The organism is Ruegeria sp. CL6 (assembly GCF_056536465.1).
In genome coordinates, this window is record NZ_JBQFPR010000002.1 from 293,626 (window position 1) to 310,342 (window position 16,717).

The 16,717-nt window shown below is 58.4% G+C and carries 18 protein-coding genes; 8 read left to right on the top strand and 10 right to left on the bottom strand.

Going from position 1 to position 16,717, the window contains the following annotated elements:
* Positions 1 to 8 precede the first annotated feature (8 nt).
* Both ACR0LH_RS06395 and ACR0LH_RS06400 read right to left on the bottom strand, forming a co-directional pair.
* The gene (locus ACR0LH_RS06395) at positions 9 to 848 is read right to left on the bottom strand and encodes a DUF2189 domain-containing protein (protein WP_480720161.1); all 840 of its coding nucleotides are present in this window, start codon (positions 846 to 848) and stop codon (positions 9 to 11) included.
* A 127-nt stretch (positions 849 to 975) separates the two neighbouring features.
* Positions 976 to 1,365, bottom strand: coding sequence for an OB-fold nucleic acid binding domain-containing protein (locus ACR0LH_RS06400; protein WP_170562797.1), 390 nt, complete (start codon positions 1,363 to 1,365; stop codon positions 976 to 978).
* Positions 1,366 to 1,492: 127 nt separating this feature from the next.
* On the opposite strand from ACR0LH_RS06400, the gene ACR0LH_RS06405 reads away from it, so the two are divergent.
* Together ACR0LH_RS06405 and ACR0LH_RS06410 are read left to right on the top strand one after the other, a co-directional pair.
* Complete coding sequence (locus tag ACR0LH_RS06405; protein ID WP_170383687.1) at positions 1,493 to 1,816, top strand: 2Fe-2S iron-sulfur cluster-binding protein; 324 nt, start codon at positions 1,493 to 1,495, stop codon at positions 1,814 to 1,816.
* On the top strand, positions 1,816 to 2,562 hold the full coding sequence (locus tag ACR0LH_RS06410) for an FG-GAP repeat domain-containing protein (protein ID WP_480720163.1): 747 nt from the start codon (positions 1,816 to 1,818) through the stop codon (positions 2,560 to 2,562). Before ACR0LH_RS06405 ends, ACR0LH_RS06410 begins: the two co-directional genes overlap by 1 nt.
* Before the next feature lie 102 nt (positions 2,563 to 2,664).
* Here ACR0LH_RS06410 and purD read toward each other — a convergent pair whose 3' ends face one another.
* A complete protein-coding gene (gene purD / locus ACR0LH_RS06415; protein WP_480720165.1) occupies positions 2,665 to 3,927 on the bottom strand; it encodes a phosphoribosylamine--glycine ligase in 1,263 nt (420 codons plus the stop codon).
* A gap of 75 nt (positions 3,928 to 4,002) precedes the next feature.
* Between purD and xseA the strand changes: the two genes are divergently transcribed.
* Positions 4,003 to 5,496 carry an exodeoxyribonuclease VII large subunit gene (xseA, locus tag ACR0LH_RS06420; RefSeq protein ID WP_480720167.1) on the top strand — a complete coding sequence of 498 codons (1,494 nt, stop codon included), beginning with the start codon at positions 4,003 to 4,005 and terminating at the stop codon, positions 5,494 to 5,496.
* 7 nt (positions 5,497 to 5,503) lie between these two features.
* Here the strand turns inward: xseA and ACR0LH_RS06425 are convergent, their stop codons facing one another.
* Positions 5,504 to 5,899, bottom strand: coding sequence for a hypothetical protein (locus tag ACR0LH_RS06425; RefSeq protein WP_170777776.1), 396 nt, complete (start codon positions 5,897 to 5,899; stop codon positions 5,504 to 5,506).
* Between the two features lie 135 nt (positions 5,900 to 6,034).
* Here ACR0LH_RS06425 and ACR0LH_RS06430 point away from each other — a divergent pair, with 135 nt between their 5' ends.
* The 5 genes from ACR0LH_RS06430 to ACR0LH_RS06450 all read left to right on the top strand — a co-directional run bounded on the left by ACR0LH_RS06430 (position 6,035) and on the right by ACR0LH_RS06450 (position 10,293).
* Positions 6,035 to 6,670: a lysoplasmalogenase family protein gene (locus ACR0LH_RS06430; protein ID WP_480720169.1), complete on the top strand. Its 636-nt coding sequence runs from the start codon at positions 6,035 to 6,037 to the stop codon at positions 6,668 to 6,670.
* 58 nt (positions 6,671 to 6,728) lie between these two features.
* Positions 6,729 to 7,871 carry a signal recognition particle-docking protein FtsY gene (ftsY, locus tag ACR0LH_RS06435; protein WP_480720170.1) on the top strand — a complete coding sequence of 381 codons (1,143 nt, stop codon included), beginning with the start codon at positions 6,729 to 6,731 and terminating at the stop codon, positions 7,869 to 7,871.
* Between the two features lie 90 nt (positions 7,872 to 7,961).
* The gene (locus ACR0LH_RS06440) at positions 7,962 to 8,864 is read left to right on the top strand and encodes an EamA family transporter (RefSeq protein WP_480720172.1); all 903 of its coding nucleotides are present in this window, start codon (positions 7,962 to 7,964) and stop codon (positions 8,862 to 8,864) included.
* Between the two features lie 16 nt (positions 8,865 to 8,880).
* A complete protein-coding gene (locus ACR0LH_RS06445; protein ID WP_170562776.1) occupies positions 8,881 to 9,486 on the top strand; it encodes an inner membrane-spanning protein YciB in 606 nt (201 codons plus the stop codon).
* A gap of 138 nt (positions 9,487 to 9,624) precedes the next feature.
* Positions 9,625 to 10,293 (top strand): Crp/Fnr family transcriptional regulator, encoded by a 669-nt coding sequence (locus ACR0LH_RS06450; RefSeq protein ID WP_170482670.1) that lies wholly within the window; start codon positions 9,625 to 9,627, stop codon positions 10,291 to 10,293.
* A 213-nt stretch (positions 10,294 to 10,506) separates the two neighbouring features.
* On the opposite strand, the gene ACR0LH_RS06455 is transcribed toward ACR0LH_RS06450, so the two are convergent.
* The 6 genes from ACR0LH_RS06455 to rpiA form a co-directional block, all read right to left on the bottom strand.
* On the bottom strand, positions 10,507 to 11,943 hold the full coding sequence (locus tag ACR0LH_RS06455; RefSeq protein ID WP_480720686.1) for a Do family serine endopeptidase: 1,437 nt from the start codon (positions 11,941 to 11,943) through the stop codon (positions 10,507 to 10,509).
* A 185-nt stretch (positions 11,944 to 12,128) separates the two neighbouring features.
* A complete protein-coding gene (locus ACR0LH_RS06460) occupies positions 12,129 to 12,323 on the bottom strand; it encodes a DUF2065 domain-containing protein (RefSeq protein ID WP_170562767.1) in 195 nt (64 codons plus the stop codon).
* The gene (gene hflC / locus ACR0LH_RS06465) at positions 12,323 to 13,201 is read right to left on the bottom strand and encodes a protease modulator HflC (protein WP_170482680.1); all 879 of its coding nucleotides are present in this window, start codon (positions 13,199 to 13,201) and stop codon (positions 12,323 to 12,325) included. Before hflC ends, ACR0LH_RS06460 begins: the two co-directional genes overlap by 1 nt.
* On the bottom strand, positions 13,201 to 14,346 hold the full coding sequence (hflK, locus tag ACR0LH_RS06470; RefSeq protein ID WP_170793824.1) for an FtsH protease activity modulator HflK: 1,146 nt from the start codon (positions 14,344 to 14,346) through the stop codon (positions 13,201 to 13,203). The genes hflC and hflK overlap by 1 nt, the downstream gene beginning before the upstream one ends.
* Before the next feature lie 72 nt (positions 14,347 to 14,418).
* Positions 14,419 to 15,777, bottom strand: a complete 1,359-nt coding sequence (gor, locus tag ACR0LH_RS06475) for a glutathione-disulfide reductase (RefSeq protein ID WP_170793822.1) — start codon at positions 15,775 to 15,777, stop codon at positions 14,419 to 14,421.
* A gap of 132 nt (positions 15,778 to 15,909) precedes the next feature.
* The gene (rpiA, locus tag ACR0LH_RS06480; protein ID WP_480720173.1) at positions 15,910 to 16,692 is read right to left on the bottom strand and encodes a ribose-5-phosphate isomerase RpiA; all 783 of its coding nucleotides are present in this window, start codon (positions 16,690 to 16,692) and stop codon (positions 15,910 to 15,912) included.
* Positions 16,693 to 16,717: the final 25 nt, after the last annotated feature.

Genomic DNA, 16,717 nt, shown 5'->3' on the forward strand with positions numbered 1-16,717 from the left:
TCATTTGTTCATGGCTGTGGCGCGTCAGAACGCCCCTCTGCTGGTGAAACCGCACGCCGATAGAGATGCCACGTTGTGTGCCCAAGAATCGGAAGGGTGAACACCAGACCCAGAAACGCCGGAGCCATCGACAATAGCATAGTGACCGAGATGATTGCCGCCCAGCCCAGCATGACGACCGGGTTCTCTGTCACAACGCGAATGGAGGTCAGCATGGCGGACACAAAATTTGTCTCCCGATCAAGCAGCATCGGCATGGCAACAACCGTTACCGAGAACAGAACCCCAGACAAAAAGGCACCGACGCAAGTGCCAATGGCAAGAAAGGTCCATCCCTGCGGTGTGTAGAACACGACGTTTAAAAACCCTTCAAAATCCGAAAAGGAAGCATTCTGAAGGGTAATCGCCAGCCAAAGCCGTACCTGATAAATCCACACCCAGAAAATGAACAGAGTCACAAAGGCCATCCAGCCCATTTCACGCTTGCGCTGATTGGCCATCACGCCGAGGATTTCAGACCAGCCGAAACTCTTGCCCTCCTGCAACCGGCGGGACATTTCATAGAGCCCGGCAGCCGCGAAAGGTGCAATCAGCGGAAAGCCTACGGCGGCAGGAATGATCATCCAGATTTTGCCAAGCCAAACCAGGCACCAAACAAATAAAAGCCCGAAAACCGCATAAAACAGGCCGAAGAATCCGCTCATAATTGGGCGCGCCAGAAAATCGGAAAACCCCGCCTTCAGCGACTCGGTGATATCCTCCGCTGTGATCTTGTTGACCTTGGGCATGTCCTGCTGCTGCGGCGTCAGGTTGTCGGGTGGCGTGGAACCCTCGGTTTTGGTTGGCATGGCACGTTCCTCCCAAAGCGTGACGCCGCGCTGGTCCGCTTGCCAATCGACTTGGCCGCGAAACAGGCGTCCTCCGCACAAAAGTTTGCATCAGGCAAGGCGTGTGGGCAAGGCGGGAATATGGCCTCTAAGAGCGATGAGCACATGCCTCCTCCCCCCGCACCAGCACATCCAGCATGCCCGAGATATCCTCGATCTCTTCCGCGATCACATGGGTCACCGAATGCGCCCGCTGCATCCGCCCCGTGACACGTAACAACCGCCCCGATATCACGGCGCGGCGAAAGCGTTCGTAGATCGCACGCCAGACCACCACGTTCACGATACCGGTCTCATCCTCAAGCGTCAGAAAAATCACCCCCTTGGCCGTCCCCGGCCTCTGCCGCAGGATCACCAGCCCGGCGACGGCAACCCGCGCGCCTTCGGGCGGGTCGTCCAGCCGTTTAGCTGGAAGACAGGCAGGCGGGCGCGGCCAGTCTCGGTTTGAAACCGCAGGGCGAACAGGGGCAACAAGCATAAGAACAAAAATAGAACATACGGCTGGAAAGTCCAGACACGGCACGTCGAGTCGCAAATGAGGCTGGTCAGACCTAAATGCCTTCACTAAGGAAGAATTCGACAATCGAAAAAGGAAGACGCACGCAATGGCAAAGATCACCTATGTCGAGCATGGCGGTACCGAGCATACAGTCGAGGTCGCCAACGGACTGACCGTCATGGAAGGGGCCCGTGACAACAACATTCCCGGCATCGAGGCCGATTGCGGCGGCGCCTGCGCCTGTTCGACCTGCCACGTCTATATCCACCCCGACTGGGTCGAGAAGGTTCCAGCCAAGGACGACATGGAAGAGGACATGTTGGACTTTGCCTTTGAACCCGACCCTGCCCGCTCGCGCCTGACCTGCCAAATCAAGGTCACGGATGAGCTGGACGGTCTGGTCGTGCAGATGCCCGAAAAGCAGATCTGATGCAGCCCAAAGCGCCGCGCCTGCCCGCTCGCCTGTGGCAAAGCGGGACTCGCGGCGCGCTGCTGGCGTCGAGCCTGTGGCTAACGGGGACAGCGACCGACGCGATCGCAAACACGATAACGGCTGCCCAATTTACCGAACCGACAACGCGGTATCCACACGGTGTTCTGGGGGACAACGTAGAATACGGTGCGCTAGAACTCATGGTTGACGGTGAAATATTAACCGTCTCCCTGCCGCTGGACCGCGTGTTTGAAGACCTTGCTCCCAGATTGGTGGACATTGATCTGGACGGCGCTCTCGAAGTGATGGTCGTCGAGTCGCAGAATCAAACCGGCGCTCAGCTTGCGGTCTACAACGCGCTCGGCGAAAAAATCGCCGCCACACCCCATATCGGCACCCGTTTCCGCTGGCTCGCCCCAATCGGCGCAGCCGATCTGGACGGCGACGGCTATATCGAAATCGCCTATATCGACCGCCCCCATCTGGCCAAAACACTACGCATCTGGCGCTTCAAAGATGGCGCACTCACCGAAATCGCATCACTCCCCGGCCTGACAAACCACAAGATCGGAGAGGATTTCATTTCTGGCGGTATCCGCGATTGCGGCAACGGCCCGGAAATAATCGTCACCAGCGCCGACTGGAGCAGTATTATCAGCGTTACTTACAAAAGCGGCTGGCACATGACCAACATCGGCCCCCTTAGAAAACGCAACGACCTGACGAAGGCACTCACCTGCTGATCCGCCCTTCATCTGGCTAAAAATATCCCGGGGAGCCGCCATTGGCGGCGGGGCAGCGCCCCTCGACCTAACAATCAAGTCGGGCGCAGCCCGGCAATTTGACTACAACGCCCGCCAGCCGATATCACGGCGGAAAAATCCGCCGGGCCAGTCAATCCCGTCCACCATCTCATAGGCCCGGTCGCGGGCGTCCTGCAGAGTCTCACCCCGTGCAGTCACATTCAGCACCCGACCACCCGTCGCCAGAATTTGACCATCGTCAGCTTTGGTCCCCGCATGAAAAACCATGTTCTTACTGTCTTCAGGAAGCGCACCCAAACCTTTGATCACACTTCCCTTTTCATAAGACCCCGGATACCCGTTTGCCGCCATCACGACGGTGATCGCATGATCATCCGCCCAATTCACGCGCGCCTCTGCCAACCGCCCCTCGGCCGCAGCGTGCATGAGGTCCATCACCTGCGCGCCCAAACGCATCATCAGCACTTGGCACTCCGGGTCCCCAAAGCGCACGTTGTATTCCACCAGCCTCGGTTGCCCGTCCTTGATCATCAGGCCGGCATAAAGCACGCCCTGAAACGGAGTTCCGCGACGCTTCATCTCATCCATCGTCGGGCGCACGATTTCATCCATCGCGCGCGCCTCGATCTCGGCGCTTAGAACGGGTGCCGGAGAATACGCCCCCATTCCGCCTGTATTCGGGCCAGTATCACCTTCGCCAACGCGTTTGTGATCCTGCGCCGTGCCAACCGACAGGATGTTCTCACCGTCACACAGCACAAACAGAGAAGCCTCCTCGCCCTCCATGAACTCTTCGATGACAACCTCAGCGCCTGCCCCGCCAAAAGCCCCACCGAACATATCGTCGATCGCTTCCAGCGCGGTTTGCTCATCCATCGCGACGATCACGCCCTTTCCGGCGGCCAGACCATCGGCCTTAACCACAATCGGAGCGCCCTGCTCGCGGATATAGGCCTTGGCAGGATCGGCCTCGGTAAACCGCGCATAAGCCGCAGTCGGAGCTCCGGCGGCATCGCAAATCTCTTTGGTAAAGCTCTTGGACGCTTCCAGCCGTGCCGCCTCTGCCGACGGACCAAAGACCAGAACGCCTGCCTCTCGCAACCGATCCGCGACACCGGCAGCCAGAGGCGCCTCGGGACCGACGATGACGAAATCAATCGCGTTTTCCTCGGCAAAGCTAACAACCGCGCCGCCGTTTTCGATATCCAACGCCGCACAGTCCGCAATCTGTGCGATTCCTGCATTTCCCGGAGCCACGATCAGTCGATCACATTTTGGGTTCTGCATCACCGCCCAGGCCAGGCTATGCTCGCGCCCCCCGCTTCCGAGAATAAGGATGTTCATAACTGCTCTCCGATCTGCTTGGCCTCGCCTGCCGCGCGTTCTAAGCTGGGCAGGCATTTGACACAAGGCGCTGAAATGTCCGACCTGCTTGACGACCCCATTCCCGGCCAAAACACCCCCGAATACACCGTTTCGGACATCTCAGGAGAGGTAAAGCGCACGCTGGAAGGCGCATTTGGCCGAATCCGTGTGCGCGGCGAGGTCGGGCGCGTATTCAAGGCGCGCTCGGGCCATCTGTATTACGACATCAAGGATGACCGGAACGTGCTGGCCTGCACCACGTGGAAAGGCCAGATCTCGGGCTTGTCCGTGGAGCCGGAAGAAGGGCTTGAGGTCGTTGTCACCGGCCGCCTGACCGCTTTTGGCGCGCAGTCGAAATACAACCTGAATGTCGATGAGGTCGCCGTCGCCGGGCAAGGCGCGCTGATGGCGCTGTTGGAAAAACGCAAGAAACAGCTTGAGGCCGAAGGGCTGTTCGCGCCCGAACGCAAGAAACCTCTGCCCTACCTGCCGCAGATCATCGGCGTCGTGACATCCCCGTCTGGCGCAGTGATCCGCGATATCCTGCACCGTTTGCGCGACCGGTTTCCGCGCAAAGTGCTGATCTGGCCGGTCGCCGTGCAAGGATCAAACTGCGCGCCCGAGGTCGCCAATGCGATCAACGGTTTCAACCAACTGACGCCCGGAGGGGCCCTGCCGCGCCCCGACCTGATCATCGTCGCTCGCGGCGGTGGCTCGATCGAAGACCTTTGGGGCTTCAACGAAGAAGCCGTCGCACGAGCGGCAGCGGCGTCAGACATCCCGCTGATCTCGGCCGTGGGGCACGAAACCGATACAACACTGATCGACTTCGTCTCGGACAGACGCGCGCCCACTCCGACTGCTGCTGCCGAACTAGCGGTTCCCGTGCGTATGGAGCTGTTGGCCTGGACCGGCGAGCAAGGTGCGCGCTTGTCCCGTTCCGCCAGTGACGCGGTTCAACGCCGCGCCCAGCGTTTGCGCGACCTGTCACGCGCCTTGCCACGCCCGGACACTTTGTTGAACACCCCGCGCCAACGCCTTGATCTTGTTGCGGATAGGCTGGCCCCAGCGCTTGGCCGCAGTGTTCAGAACCGCCGTTTGCGTGTCGTGGAAATCTCGGCCCATCTGCGCCCCTCGACCCTGCGCAATCTGGTGGCAACGCGGCAAGAGGCTGTTCGTAACCTGTCCTCCCGGCTGTCCCTGCGGCCGATCCAACGCGAAATCGAAACACAGCGAAACAACGTCGCGCGACTGGCTGAACGCCTGACCAGCGCGCAGACCGCAAGGCTTGACCGGATGCGCCAGAACCTTGAGGCGACAGACCGGCTGCGCGAAACACTCAGCTACAAAGCGACGCTGGAAAGAGGCTATGCGGTAGTGCGCGCAGAAGGACATGTCCTGACGACAAAAGAACAGGCTGGACAGCACTCGGAATTCGAGATCGAGTTCGCGGATGGCACACTAAACACAAGTCAGGCAAACCCGTCGCGCCCCCCGCAAAAGAAGACTCCGACCAAGGACACGCCGGACCAAGGGTCACTGTTTTGACAGGGTGCTAAACGCCGACATCCGGACCGTAACAGACCATTTCTTCGTCGATCTCATCGGCCTCGTACAGCTCGGTTCGGTCCGGATTTCCCTCGAACTGAGCAATCAATCCGCTCCCTGAATCCGTGAACAGCCAGCATTGAGGGTCCAAACGATCCTCATAGAGAAAACAAATCTGGCCACTTTGTTCGTACCAGACGCCTTCCTTGCAGTCTCCGTCCAAAAAAGACCAAATAACTCTGCGGTTTGGCAGGTAACGCTCAACCCCATAAATCTGCCCTTGAAACCCGTAGAACAGTGTTTTCCCACGGGTGTATGCATCAAATTCCGAACCCGAAAGACCAGGCTCTGCGCCCACAACCGGACCGGACATTGCCAAAAGAATCGCGATAGACCTCAGCATAAGATCATTTTGGCAGATGTGGTGCAGCAACGCCAACTCTGCGCGCACCGAACGGCTTACCCGACGTAACCGGTTGAGGTGTTGCTGGTTTCACGGCGACGCTGCTCAAAAACCAAAACACGGGGGAGCCACCAAATGACCGCCTTGTTCCTGATCGCCGCAGCCTGTGCGCTGGCCTATTTGCCGATGACGCCAAAACCCGCAAGTGGGCCAAGGTCTGTCCTGAAAACACTGTCGGTCGCATTCCTTGCGGTTATTGCAGCACTACAGGGTGCGCCCCTTTTGCTGATCGCAGCCCTGTCATTCTGTGCCGTCGGCGATGCGTTGCTGTCACGGGACTCCGACGCCACCTTCATGGCCGGTATCGGCGCCTTTGCTGCCGGACATCTGGCCTATATCGCATTGTTTTTGTCCCATCCATCCAGCGAAACGGCTCTTATCTTCGACAGGTCCGGCTTCTTCTGGTCTCTGATCATATTGGGCATCGTGGCCGCAACCTTGCTCGCCCCACGCGCCGGAGAGTTGAAGGTGCCGGTCCTGGGGTATATTCCGATCATCCTCGGCATGGGTCTGGCAGTACTGGCGGTGCCCGAGATCGGCCCTTTGCGTTGGGCATTGCCCGCAGCGATGGCCTTTATCGCGTCGGACCTGATCCTGGCGACGGAAAAGTTCCTACTGCCCCAAAATCATCCAAGCCTCCGCTTCACCCCTTACATGGTGTGGATATTGTATTGGGGTGCTCAGGCCGTGCTGCTGACTGCCTTTCTGTGACCCTTTGCAACTGGTTCAAATCCGCATTAGGTGAGAGGAACATCTGCGGAGACCAAAAATGGCGTTTTTCTCAAAGCTCAAGGACAAGCTGTTCAAATCCTCGTCCCGTCTCGAACAGGGGCTGGAAGCCATCGTCGAAGATGGCGGCGAAGAAACGACGGCCCCTGATCCAGTCATCCCCGAGCCCGAGCCTCAGCCAGAACCCGTACCGGAGGTTCCGCAGCCGCAGCCTGAACCCCAGCCCGTCGAAGCCCCTGAGCCGGCCCCGGTCGATCCAATGCCAGCCCCCCCGCCGCCAGAGGCAGCTCCGTCCAAAGGTGTTCTTGCGCGGATGTTCAACCGGAACGAGGCCAAAACCGCAGTTCGCCGCACGCTTGACGACGACATGCTGGAGCAACTCGAAGAACTGCTGATCGCTTCGGACATGGGCGTGGACACCGCCCTGCGCGTCACCTCGAACATGGCCGAAGGCCGTTTTGGCCGCAAACTCTCAATCCAAGAGATCAAGCAGCTTCTGGCACAGGAAGTCTCGCGCGTGATGGAGCCTGTCGCCAAACCTCTGCCGATCTATCCCAAGCGCCCCCAGGTTGTGCTTGTGGTCGGCGTGAACGGATCCGGCAAGACCACAACAATCGGCAAACTCGCAAGCCAGTTCAAAGCAGCAGGCAAAAAGGTCGTGATTGCTGCGGGCGATACATTCCGGGCGGCCGCCGTCGAACAGCTTCAGGTCTGGGGCGAACGCGCCGGGGTGCCGGTCCTTACCGCTCCTGAAGGGTCTGACCCCGCCTCTCTCGCTTTTGACGCCCTCACACGTGCGCAAGAGGACGGAGCAGACCTGTTGATGATAGACACAGCTGGCCGCCTGCAGAACCGCGCCGACCTGATGGAGGAACTCGCCAAAATCGTGCGCGTCATCCGCAAAGTCGACGAGACCGCTCCGCACAACACCCTTTTGGTGCTGGATGCGACCACCGGGCAAAATGCGCTCAGCCAGGTCGAGACATTCCGCAAGCTGGCCGATGTCTCGGGCCTTGTAATGACCAAACTGGATGGCACGGCCAAGGGCGGCGTCTTGGTGGCGCTCGCGGACAAGTTTGGCCTGCCGATCCATGCAATCGGTGTCGGGGAACAAATAGACGACCTCGCCCCCTTCGATCCTGAAGAATTCGCCGCCGCGCTCACGGGTCTTGACCAAAGCTGATCCGCCCCTTCATCTGGCCTAAAATATCCTCGGGGGGTGTGGGGGGCAGACAGCCCCCCACCCTCTCCTCCCAACACAAAGATCCAAAACTTGAGCGACTGGCTGATCTCACTCGAAGGCACCGAAGCAGGCCACCAGCTCGCGCTGGGACTGGCTTTGATGGCGGCGTTCCTGCACGCGGTTTTCGGAGCGTTGCAAAAGGGCCGGCACGATCCTTGGCTGTCCCGCGGAGCTATCGACGCGTGCTACTGCCTGATGGCCGCGCCATTTGCCTTTTTCGTCGTGCCGTGGCCAGAACCCTATATGTGGCCCATTTTCGCCATCGTTTGGCTGATCCACATCATCTACAAAACGCTACAGGCGATGGCCTATACCAAGGGCTCCTACACCGTCGTCTATCCGGTCGTCCGCGGAACTGGCCCACTATTCACCGTTATCGGCGCCTACCTTCTGTTCGGTGAGACCTTTACCGGCATCCAATGGCTGGGCGTCGCAGTGCTACTGGCAGGAATATTCGGACTGGCGGCCTATAACTTCCGCTTTCTCGAAACCAACCGCGAAACGCTTGGGATCGCCCTGACGCTGGCAATCGCTACCGGATTGTTCGTGGCGCTTTACACGACATACGACGCTTACGGCATACGCGCGACCGCCGACCCTTTCACCTTTTTGGCCTGGTTCTTCATGATCGACGGTGCCACCATGCCCTTTTATGCCTTCCTGAGGTGGCGTGCGATGCCCCACCGGCCAGCGCTCGGTCCGTTGATGCTGCGTGGTTTGGCTGGCGGCATCATTGCCCCGCTGTCTTTTGGTGCCATCATGTTGGCCACAAGGCTGGACAAGGTGGGAGAGGCCGCCGTTCTTCGCGAAACCTCAACTGTATTCGCCGCCCTGGTCGGCTGGCTTGTTCTCACAGAAACCGTCGGGCCAAGGCGGATCGCTTTAATGGCATTGATTGCATTGGGCGCCGTAATAGTTGAAATGGGCGGGTAAGCAGCAGGAAACCGACATGACAGGTAAAAAAGAAATCAATCCGTTTCTGAAACAGGTTTTGGAACTTGGCCCACCATTGGCTTTTTTCTTCATCTACCTGCGCCTGCGTGACGATAGTTTCCAGTTCGCGGGCACCGAGTATTCGGGCTTTATTGTCGCCACCATCATTTTTGTCCCCCTGATGCTGACGGCAATGGCAGTCCTGTGGTACCTGACCGGGAAACTCAGCCGGATGCAGATTTTCACCGCCGTCATGGTCATTTTCTTCGGTGGCCTGACAGCCTGGTTCAACGACGAGCGGTTCTTCAAAATGAAAACCACGCTGGTCTACGGCTTTTTCTCGATCATCTTGGGCATTGGCCTGCTGCAGGGAAAATCATATCTGGCCTATGTCCTCGACGAGATGCTTCCCATGCGACACGAGGGCTGGATGATCCTGACCCGTCGCCTATGCGGATGTTTCGCCGTACTCGCTGTGGCCAACGAACTGGTCTGGCGGACCATGTCCACCGACCTCTGGGTCAAAATCGAAACCTTTGGGTTTCCGATCGCGCTGATGGTCTTCCTTATGCTCCAATTCAGCATGTTGCAAAGCTATATGGACGACCCAGATCACCAGTAAAACCCCTGCACCCTGCCCGATATTCCGATGCCAGATAGTCGCCTGACCCTAGGAAACTGATAAAATCCTTGGCTAAACGTCATAGCTGTGGAAAGTTGTGGGACCACTCACCATTGGCAGCCGGAGCACCACATCCACATGACCGCCATCCCAAACAGCGGCTTTCTGGCCGAGGCATCTGACAGGCTCAGGGCCATGCTGTCTGCTCAGGCGACGGAAATTTCGCTTGAACAGGGTGAGACGCTGTTTGAACAAGGCGACGAAGGAGACTCCCTTTACGCCCTCACTGAAGGCACGCTGGAAGTGTCTTTTCTAGCCATGAGTGGACGAAAACTGTCATTGAGCCTGATGAAGCCGGGCGAAATCTTCGGTGAAATCGCTCTGTTCGACAACGGGCCGCGCACCGCCACGATTGCGGCGGCCGAACCGTCCCGCGTTCTGCGCGTCCGGCGCAGCGATGTTATGAACCAGATCCGTCAGCATCCCGATCTTGCAGTCGATATGATCCGCCTTGCGGGATTGCGTATGCGCTGGATGGGGTCGCAAATGAATGAGCAGGTCTTTCTGCCAATGCCCATTCGTTTGGCGCGTAAGCTGCTGCACCTGTCCGACCTTCAGGACGACCCTGCCAAACGGATCACCCTGTCGCAGAGCGAGCTGGCCGAGTTCGTCGGCGCGACGCGGGAAGCGGTTTCCAAAACGATCTCAACCTGGAAGCGCGACAATGTGGTCGAGGCATCACGCGGCGGCCTGATGATCCATGACTTTGAGGCTCTGCGTGAATTGGCGGAATCCGATTTGATCTGATCCGTTGTGACCTGCTTCACATACGGCGGCGGCCCTTAAGACTATGGTCATAACTGTTACCGTAGGAGGTCAGAGAATCATCCCCGATATCTGTCCACTGACCTCTCCCTGTATCAGAGCCACGCGCCTTCCCCGGCGTGTGGCTCACTTCTTTGCGGAACAGAAAAAGGCCGGAGCAAACGCCCCGGCCCTTCAATCAGGATAAGCTGTTCGTCACTCCTCGAGGCTAAGGGCCACAAAGCGCGGGTCACCGCCGCGACGTACCAAAAGCAGCAGGGATTTCCGCCCGGCCTCGCGCGCTTCTTCCATTCGCGCCTCAAGGTCTTCGACCGAACTTACCTTCTGCTGGCCCGCTTCTGTGATCAGGTCACCGGCGCGCAGTCCCTTGGCATAGGCTTCCGAGGCTTCGTCAACCTCGGTCACCACCAAACCTTCTGCGCCAGCGTCCAAGCCCAGATCGGTGCGTAGTTCATCCGTCAGCGGAGAAATCGTAAGGCCAAGAATATCAGCGTTTTCTTCAACCGGAGCTTCTGACGTTTCTTCTTCGCTTTCCTCGGACCGCTCAGCGTCTTCGCGCCGTCCCAGGGTCACCAGAACCGTCTGCGTTCCGCCATCTCGGTGTACGACCACGCGAACCGATTTGCCTACCGTGGTTTCGCCAACCTGACGAACAAGGCCGCGCGTATCTTCAACCTCAACCCCATCGAAGCTGAGGATCACGTCACCGGCCAGCAATCCAGCGTCCTTTGCCGGTCCATCCGGCACGTCGCTGATCAAAGCGCCGCCCGGTTTGTCCAGACCCATGGCTTCGGCCATATCCTCTGTGACATCCTGAATGCGAACACCCAGCCAGCCGCGGCGAGTCTCACCAAACTCACGCAGTTGATCCACGACCTTCACGACAACATTCGAGGCCATCGAAAACCCAATCCCGATCGAGCCACCATTGGGCGACAGGATGGCCGTATTCACACCGATCACTTCGCCGTCCATGTTGAACAACGGCCCGCCCGAGTTGCCCCGGTTGATCGCCGCGTCGGTCTGGATGTAGTCGTCATAGGAACCGCTCAGCGCGCGGTTGCGGGCCGACACGATCCCGGCCGAAACCGAAAACCCCTGCCCCAAGGGATTGCCCATCGCAATCACCCAGTCGCCCACACGAGCGATATCGCTGTCACCAAACTTGACGTATTGCAGCGGCCCTGTTGCCTCGACCTTGAGCAGCGCAATATCGGTTTTATCATCCGTACCAATTACCTTGGCGGGCAATTCCTTCTTGGGTTGACCATCACCGGGAAAGAACTCGATCAAGATCTCATCCGCTTCGGCGATCACGTGATTGTTCGTCACAATGTAGCCGTCCTCAGAGATCACGAACCCCGAGCCCAGAGCATTGCTGCGTCGCGGAGCGTTCTCACCATTATTGTCCCGGTCCTGGAACTCACGGAAAAAATCCTCGAACGGCGAGCCCTCAGGCACAATACCTTGTGGGCCGGTCTGGTTCTCGATCAGGGTCGAGGTGGTGATGTTCACCACCGCCGGGCTGATCTTTTCCGCCAACGGCGCAAGGCTTTCCCCCCGCGCGAAAGCCACCGATGTCTGCACCAGGATTATCAACATCCCTGCAAAAGCCAGCCACATCAGCCGCATGAAACTAACACTGTCGTCCGCCCGGACGGAAATACTGCGCGCTTGTGCCTGCACTTGGGTACTCCTTGTCGTCAATTCTTCGGGGATCGCGCATGAACGCCCCCTCTTACCAACCAATGTAGTCGGTTTGCGCAGCCCCGCAACTGAGGATCGCGGGGAAATCACTTGCATTTGAAACTGCTGTACTAAAAGCCGACCTGATACGCGCCCCACAGCAGGATAAAGCCACTGACTACGCAGAGCAGCCCTGCCAGCCGCCGCGCTTGTTCAGGCAGCGATCGCAACGCCTCCAGCATCCGCTCAATAAGCGAAGGGGCCAGCGCATAGGCCAGCCCCTCGACAATTAACACCAGCCCGAAGGCCAGAAGGATCATACCCATTACTGGGATGCCTGTCCTGTTGGTGACTTCAGATAGTTAAAGAACTCTGAATCCGGGCTCAGAACCATCGAGCTGTTGCTTCCGCCCAGCGCGCGCTCATAAGCAGAGAGAGACCGGTAGAACTCAAAGAACTCAGGGTCCTTGCCAAACGCTTCGGCGAAGATCGCGTTACGTTCGGCGTCGGCCTCACCGCGAATGATCTCTGCCTCACGGTTGGCGTCCGAGACCAGCTCGACCACAGTACGATCAGCTTGCGCGCGCACGCGTTGGGCCGCCTCGTTACCACGGGCGCGTTCGTCGGTGGCTTCACGTTCCCGTTCAGCTTTCATCCGGTCAAAGGTCGCCTCAAGGTTGGCTTGCGGCAGATCGGTCGCTTTCAGGCGCACGTCGATCACGTTGACGCCCAGCGCGCGGGCTTCGGCGATTGCGCTGTTGCGGATACGCAGCATCAGCGCCGCACGGTCCGAGCTCAGGATGTCGCGGGACGAGACCGAACCCAGAACCTCACGCGTTTCAGCACGCAGGATACGGTCCAGACGATCCTCGGCGACAGGAATGCCACCGACACCAACGGCCTGACGGAATTGCTCCAGATCAGAAATCCGATAGCGGGCAAAAGCGTCCACCACCAGACGACGGTCATCCAGAGGCGTGACCTCCAGCGGCTGTACGTCGATCGAAAGGATGCGGTCATCATAGCGGACAACGTCCTGAATCAACGGGATTTTGAACGCCAGTCCGGGTTCTTCTTTGACAGCGACCACGCGGCCGAACTGAAGGACCAGTGCGCGTTCACGTTCGTCCACGATAAAAATCGAAGACAGGCCGACGACACCAATGATCACCAAGGCAATGAGGATAAGGGGTGATTTACGCATCAGTTGCTCTCCTCAGCCTGATTGCGGCGCAACTCATTGAGCGGCAGGTAAGGCACGACGCCCTGCCCCTGCCCGGTCGAGTTTTCGTCCAAAATGATCTTGTCCACGTCGCCGAGAACTTGTTCCATCCGTTCCAGATACAGACGCTTGCGCGTCACGTCCGGCGCTTTGGAATATTCCTCAAGAACCGCGATAAAGCGGCTGGCTTCACCCTGCGCGCTGTTGATCTGCTGCGCGCGGTAGGCTTCGGCCTCTTCCAGAACCTGAGCGGCTTCACCACGTGCCTCCGCGAGAGCGCGGTTGGCATAGGCGTCGGCCACGTTCTGCAGACGATCCCGTTCCTGCGCGGCGGCCTGAACGTCGCGGAAGGCGGCAATCACGTCTTGCGGCGGGTCCGCCTTGTCAAAGTTGACGCGGATAATGTTCACGCCCGAGTCGTAGCTGTCCATCGTTGTCTGAATCAGTTCCTGCAGGCGTTCAGCAATGACACCACGGTCACGGTTCAGGATCGGCGCCAGCTCGCTTTGCGCAATAATCTCACGCATGGCCGATTCCGACACGGCGCGGATCGTCTGGCGTGGGTCGCGCAGATTAAAGAGGAACTTGGCCGGATCGTTGATGTTCCATACGACCTGATAGTCGATGTCGACCACGTTTTCGTCGCCGGTCAGCATCAGACCATCGTCGCTGCCGCGCGTGCCGCCCATGTCTTCGGTTTGTTCGCGCGTTACCGGAATAACCTCAGCCGTTACGAAGGGCCAAGGCGCAAAGTTCAGGCCCGGATTACCAACGGCCGAGAACTCACCCAAAAGCAGTTCAACCGACTGTTCTTCGGGTTTGACAGTATAGAAACTTGCTGCGCCCCACAGGACAGCACCGACCACAAGACCGATCAGGACCGTCCCCTTGGTAAAGATGGGACCACCCCCGCCCGAGCCTTGACCGTTTCCGCCACGGCCAGAGCCGCCACGTCCGCCCATAAGGACACGCAGTTGTTCCTGACCTTTTTTCATCAACTCGTCGATCTCAGGGATTTGCGGGCCGTCGCCTTCGGGCGGGCGTTGCCCGTTCCCGTTGTTACCCCGATTTCCTCCGCCACCCGAGGAGCCTCCGCCCCCCCAGGGGCCACCGCTGTTGCCCGCCATATGTATATATTCCCTTGTATTGGACCGTGTGATCACGGCGTCCTTTGTAACTTGTGTGCGCGCGGTTGCAAATCAAGCAGTGCGCACGGGTTCCCGCATTGTCACCAGTTCCTCGGCCATAACCGGGTGAACTGCGACTGTCCTGTCAAAATCTTCCTTGGTTGCGCCCATTTTTACGGCAATTCCCGCAAGCTGGATCATCTCGCCCGCGCCCGGAGCGACAATGTGACAGCCCAAAACCTTGCGAGTCGCCTGACTGACGATCAGCTTCATCAATACCCGCTGCGTTCCACCTGCAAAGGCTTTCTGCATTGGCTTGAAGGACGTGGCATAGACTTCGATCGGTTCCTGCGCGGCCGCTTCTTCCTCGCTGAGGCCCACAGTCCCGAATTCCGGCTGCGTGAAAATCGCCGTTGGGATCAGCTCGTGATCTACCGGCGTCGGGTTACCTTTGAAGACCGTCTCGACGAATGCCATGCCTTCGCGGATCGCAACCGGAGTCAGGTTCACCCGATCGGTCACATCGCCGATGGCATAGATCGAGGGAACACCTGTCTGGCTATAGTCATCAACGATGATCTCACCCTTGCGACCGCGTTCAACGCCCAGCGCCTCAAGGCCAAGCCCATCCGCATTGGGTGTACGACCAGTTGCATACATGACAACGTCAAACTGATCTTCTGTGCCATCTGTGGCTTTCACGCGGATCTTGTCGCCGTCTTTCGTCATCTCCAGCACATTGGTGCCCAAGCGCACATCAATACCGTTCTGCCGCATTTCTTCACAAATCAGACCACGGGCTTCTTCGTCAAAGCCCCGCAGGATTTGCGCGCCCCGGTAGAACTGAGTGGTTTTTACCCCCAGCCCGTTCATGATCCCGGCAAATTCGCTGGCGATATAACCACCTCCGACAATCAGGATGCTTTCGGGCAGCTTCTCAAGATGGAAAATCTCGTTCGACGTGATCGCAAGGTCTGACCCCGGAAAATCCGGCACAACCGGGCGACCGCCAGTGGCGATCAGGATATGCTTGGCTGTCTTGCGAGTTCCGTCGGCCAACTCGACAGTATGCGGGTCCACGACCTGAGCACGCTGATCATAACTTTCGACGCCGTTGTTCTTCAGGATATTGCGGTAGATACCTTCCAGCCGGTCCAGTTCGGCTACCAGTTTATCGTGAAAGGTGTTCCAACCGAACGCACCGGGCTGAATGTCCCAACCATAAGCCTGTGCATCCCCGACCATGCCAGAGAATTCACTTGCGAACACCATCAGCTTTTTCGGCACACACCCCCGAATGACACAAGTGCCGCCGTAGCGGTCCTCTTCCGCAAGCGCCACTTTTGCTCCGGTTTCTCCGGCCGCAACACGTGCTGCGCGGACCCCGCCCGAGCCTCCGCCGATAACGAATAGATCGTAGTCAAAGCTCATCGTGAGTTCCTTTGTCAGTCACGCCAAAATTCGTTGAGTATCTGGGATCGAATAACAAGCTTCCAACCCTTGGTGTTCAGAAAGTTTGCCGAAGTCTATGCGTTGCTGCACGACTTGGCCTCAGGTCTATTGTCATTCCGCGAGATCCGCGAACAGGTTCTTGACGCTATCGGAAGGCTGATCCGTCTCAATCGTGCCTTCATTGATGCCCCGCAGTTCGACCCGTCCATCCCCAAAGCCGATCACGACCTTGTCACAGATATCGACAAACAGGCCGTTTTCCACGACCCCGGGAACCTGGTTTAACACCATCGCCAGTTGGCGGGCGTTTCCAATCCGTTGTAGGTGCAGGTCCAGAACGTGGTTCCCTTCATCTGTCACAAACGGCGCTTTATCGTTCATACGAAGTACAGCCGACGTTCCCAGAACATCCATCGTGTCTAAAACCTCTTGGACAAGGGTCCGGGTTGTCTGCCATCCAAAGGGAATAACTTCGATCGGCAAGGGAAACGCACCCAGCGTTTCAACCTCTTTTCCGGCATCTGCAATCACCACCATCTGATCGCTAGCGGTTGCTACGATCTTTTCCTGCAAATGTGCGCCACCGCCGCCTTTGATCAGATTGAGCTCTCCGTCAAACTCGTCTGCGCCATCGATCGTCATGTCCAGCCACCCGGCCTGATCCAACGAAACGACCTCGATCCCTACCTCACGGGCCAGTTGTGCCGTACGGGTCGAGGTAGGGACGCCTTTGATCTTGAGCCCCTGCTGCACCCTCTCTCCCAATCGACGCACCATCCAAGCGGCGGTCGAACCGGTTCCAAGCCCCACACGCATACCGTCCTGCACCATGTCGGCAGCGCGTCGCGCAGCAACGTATTTGGCCTTGTCGATAGGCGGCAACTCTCCGATCATTGCGGCTTTTCCCTATTTTGCTGAC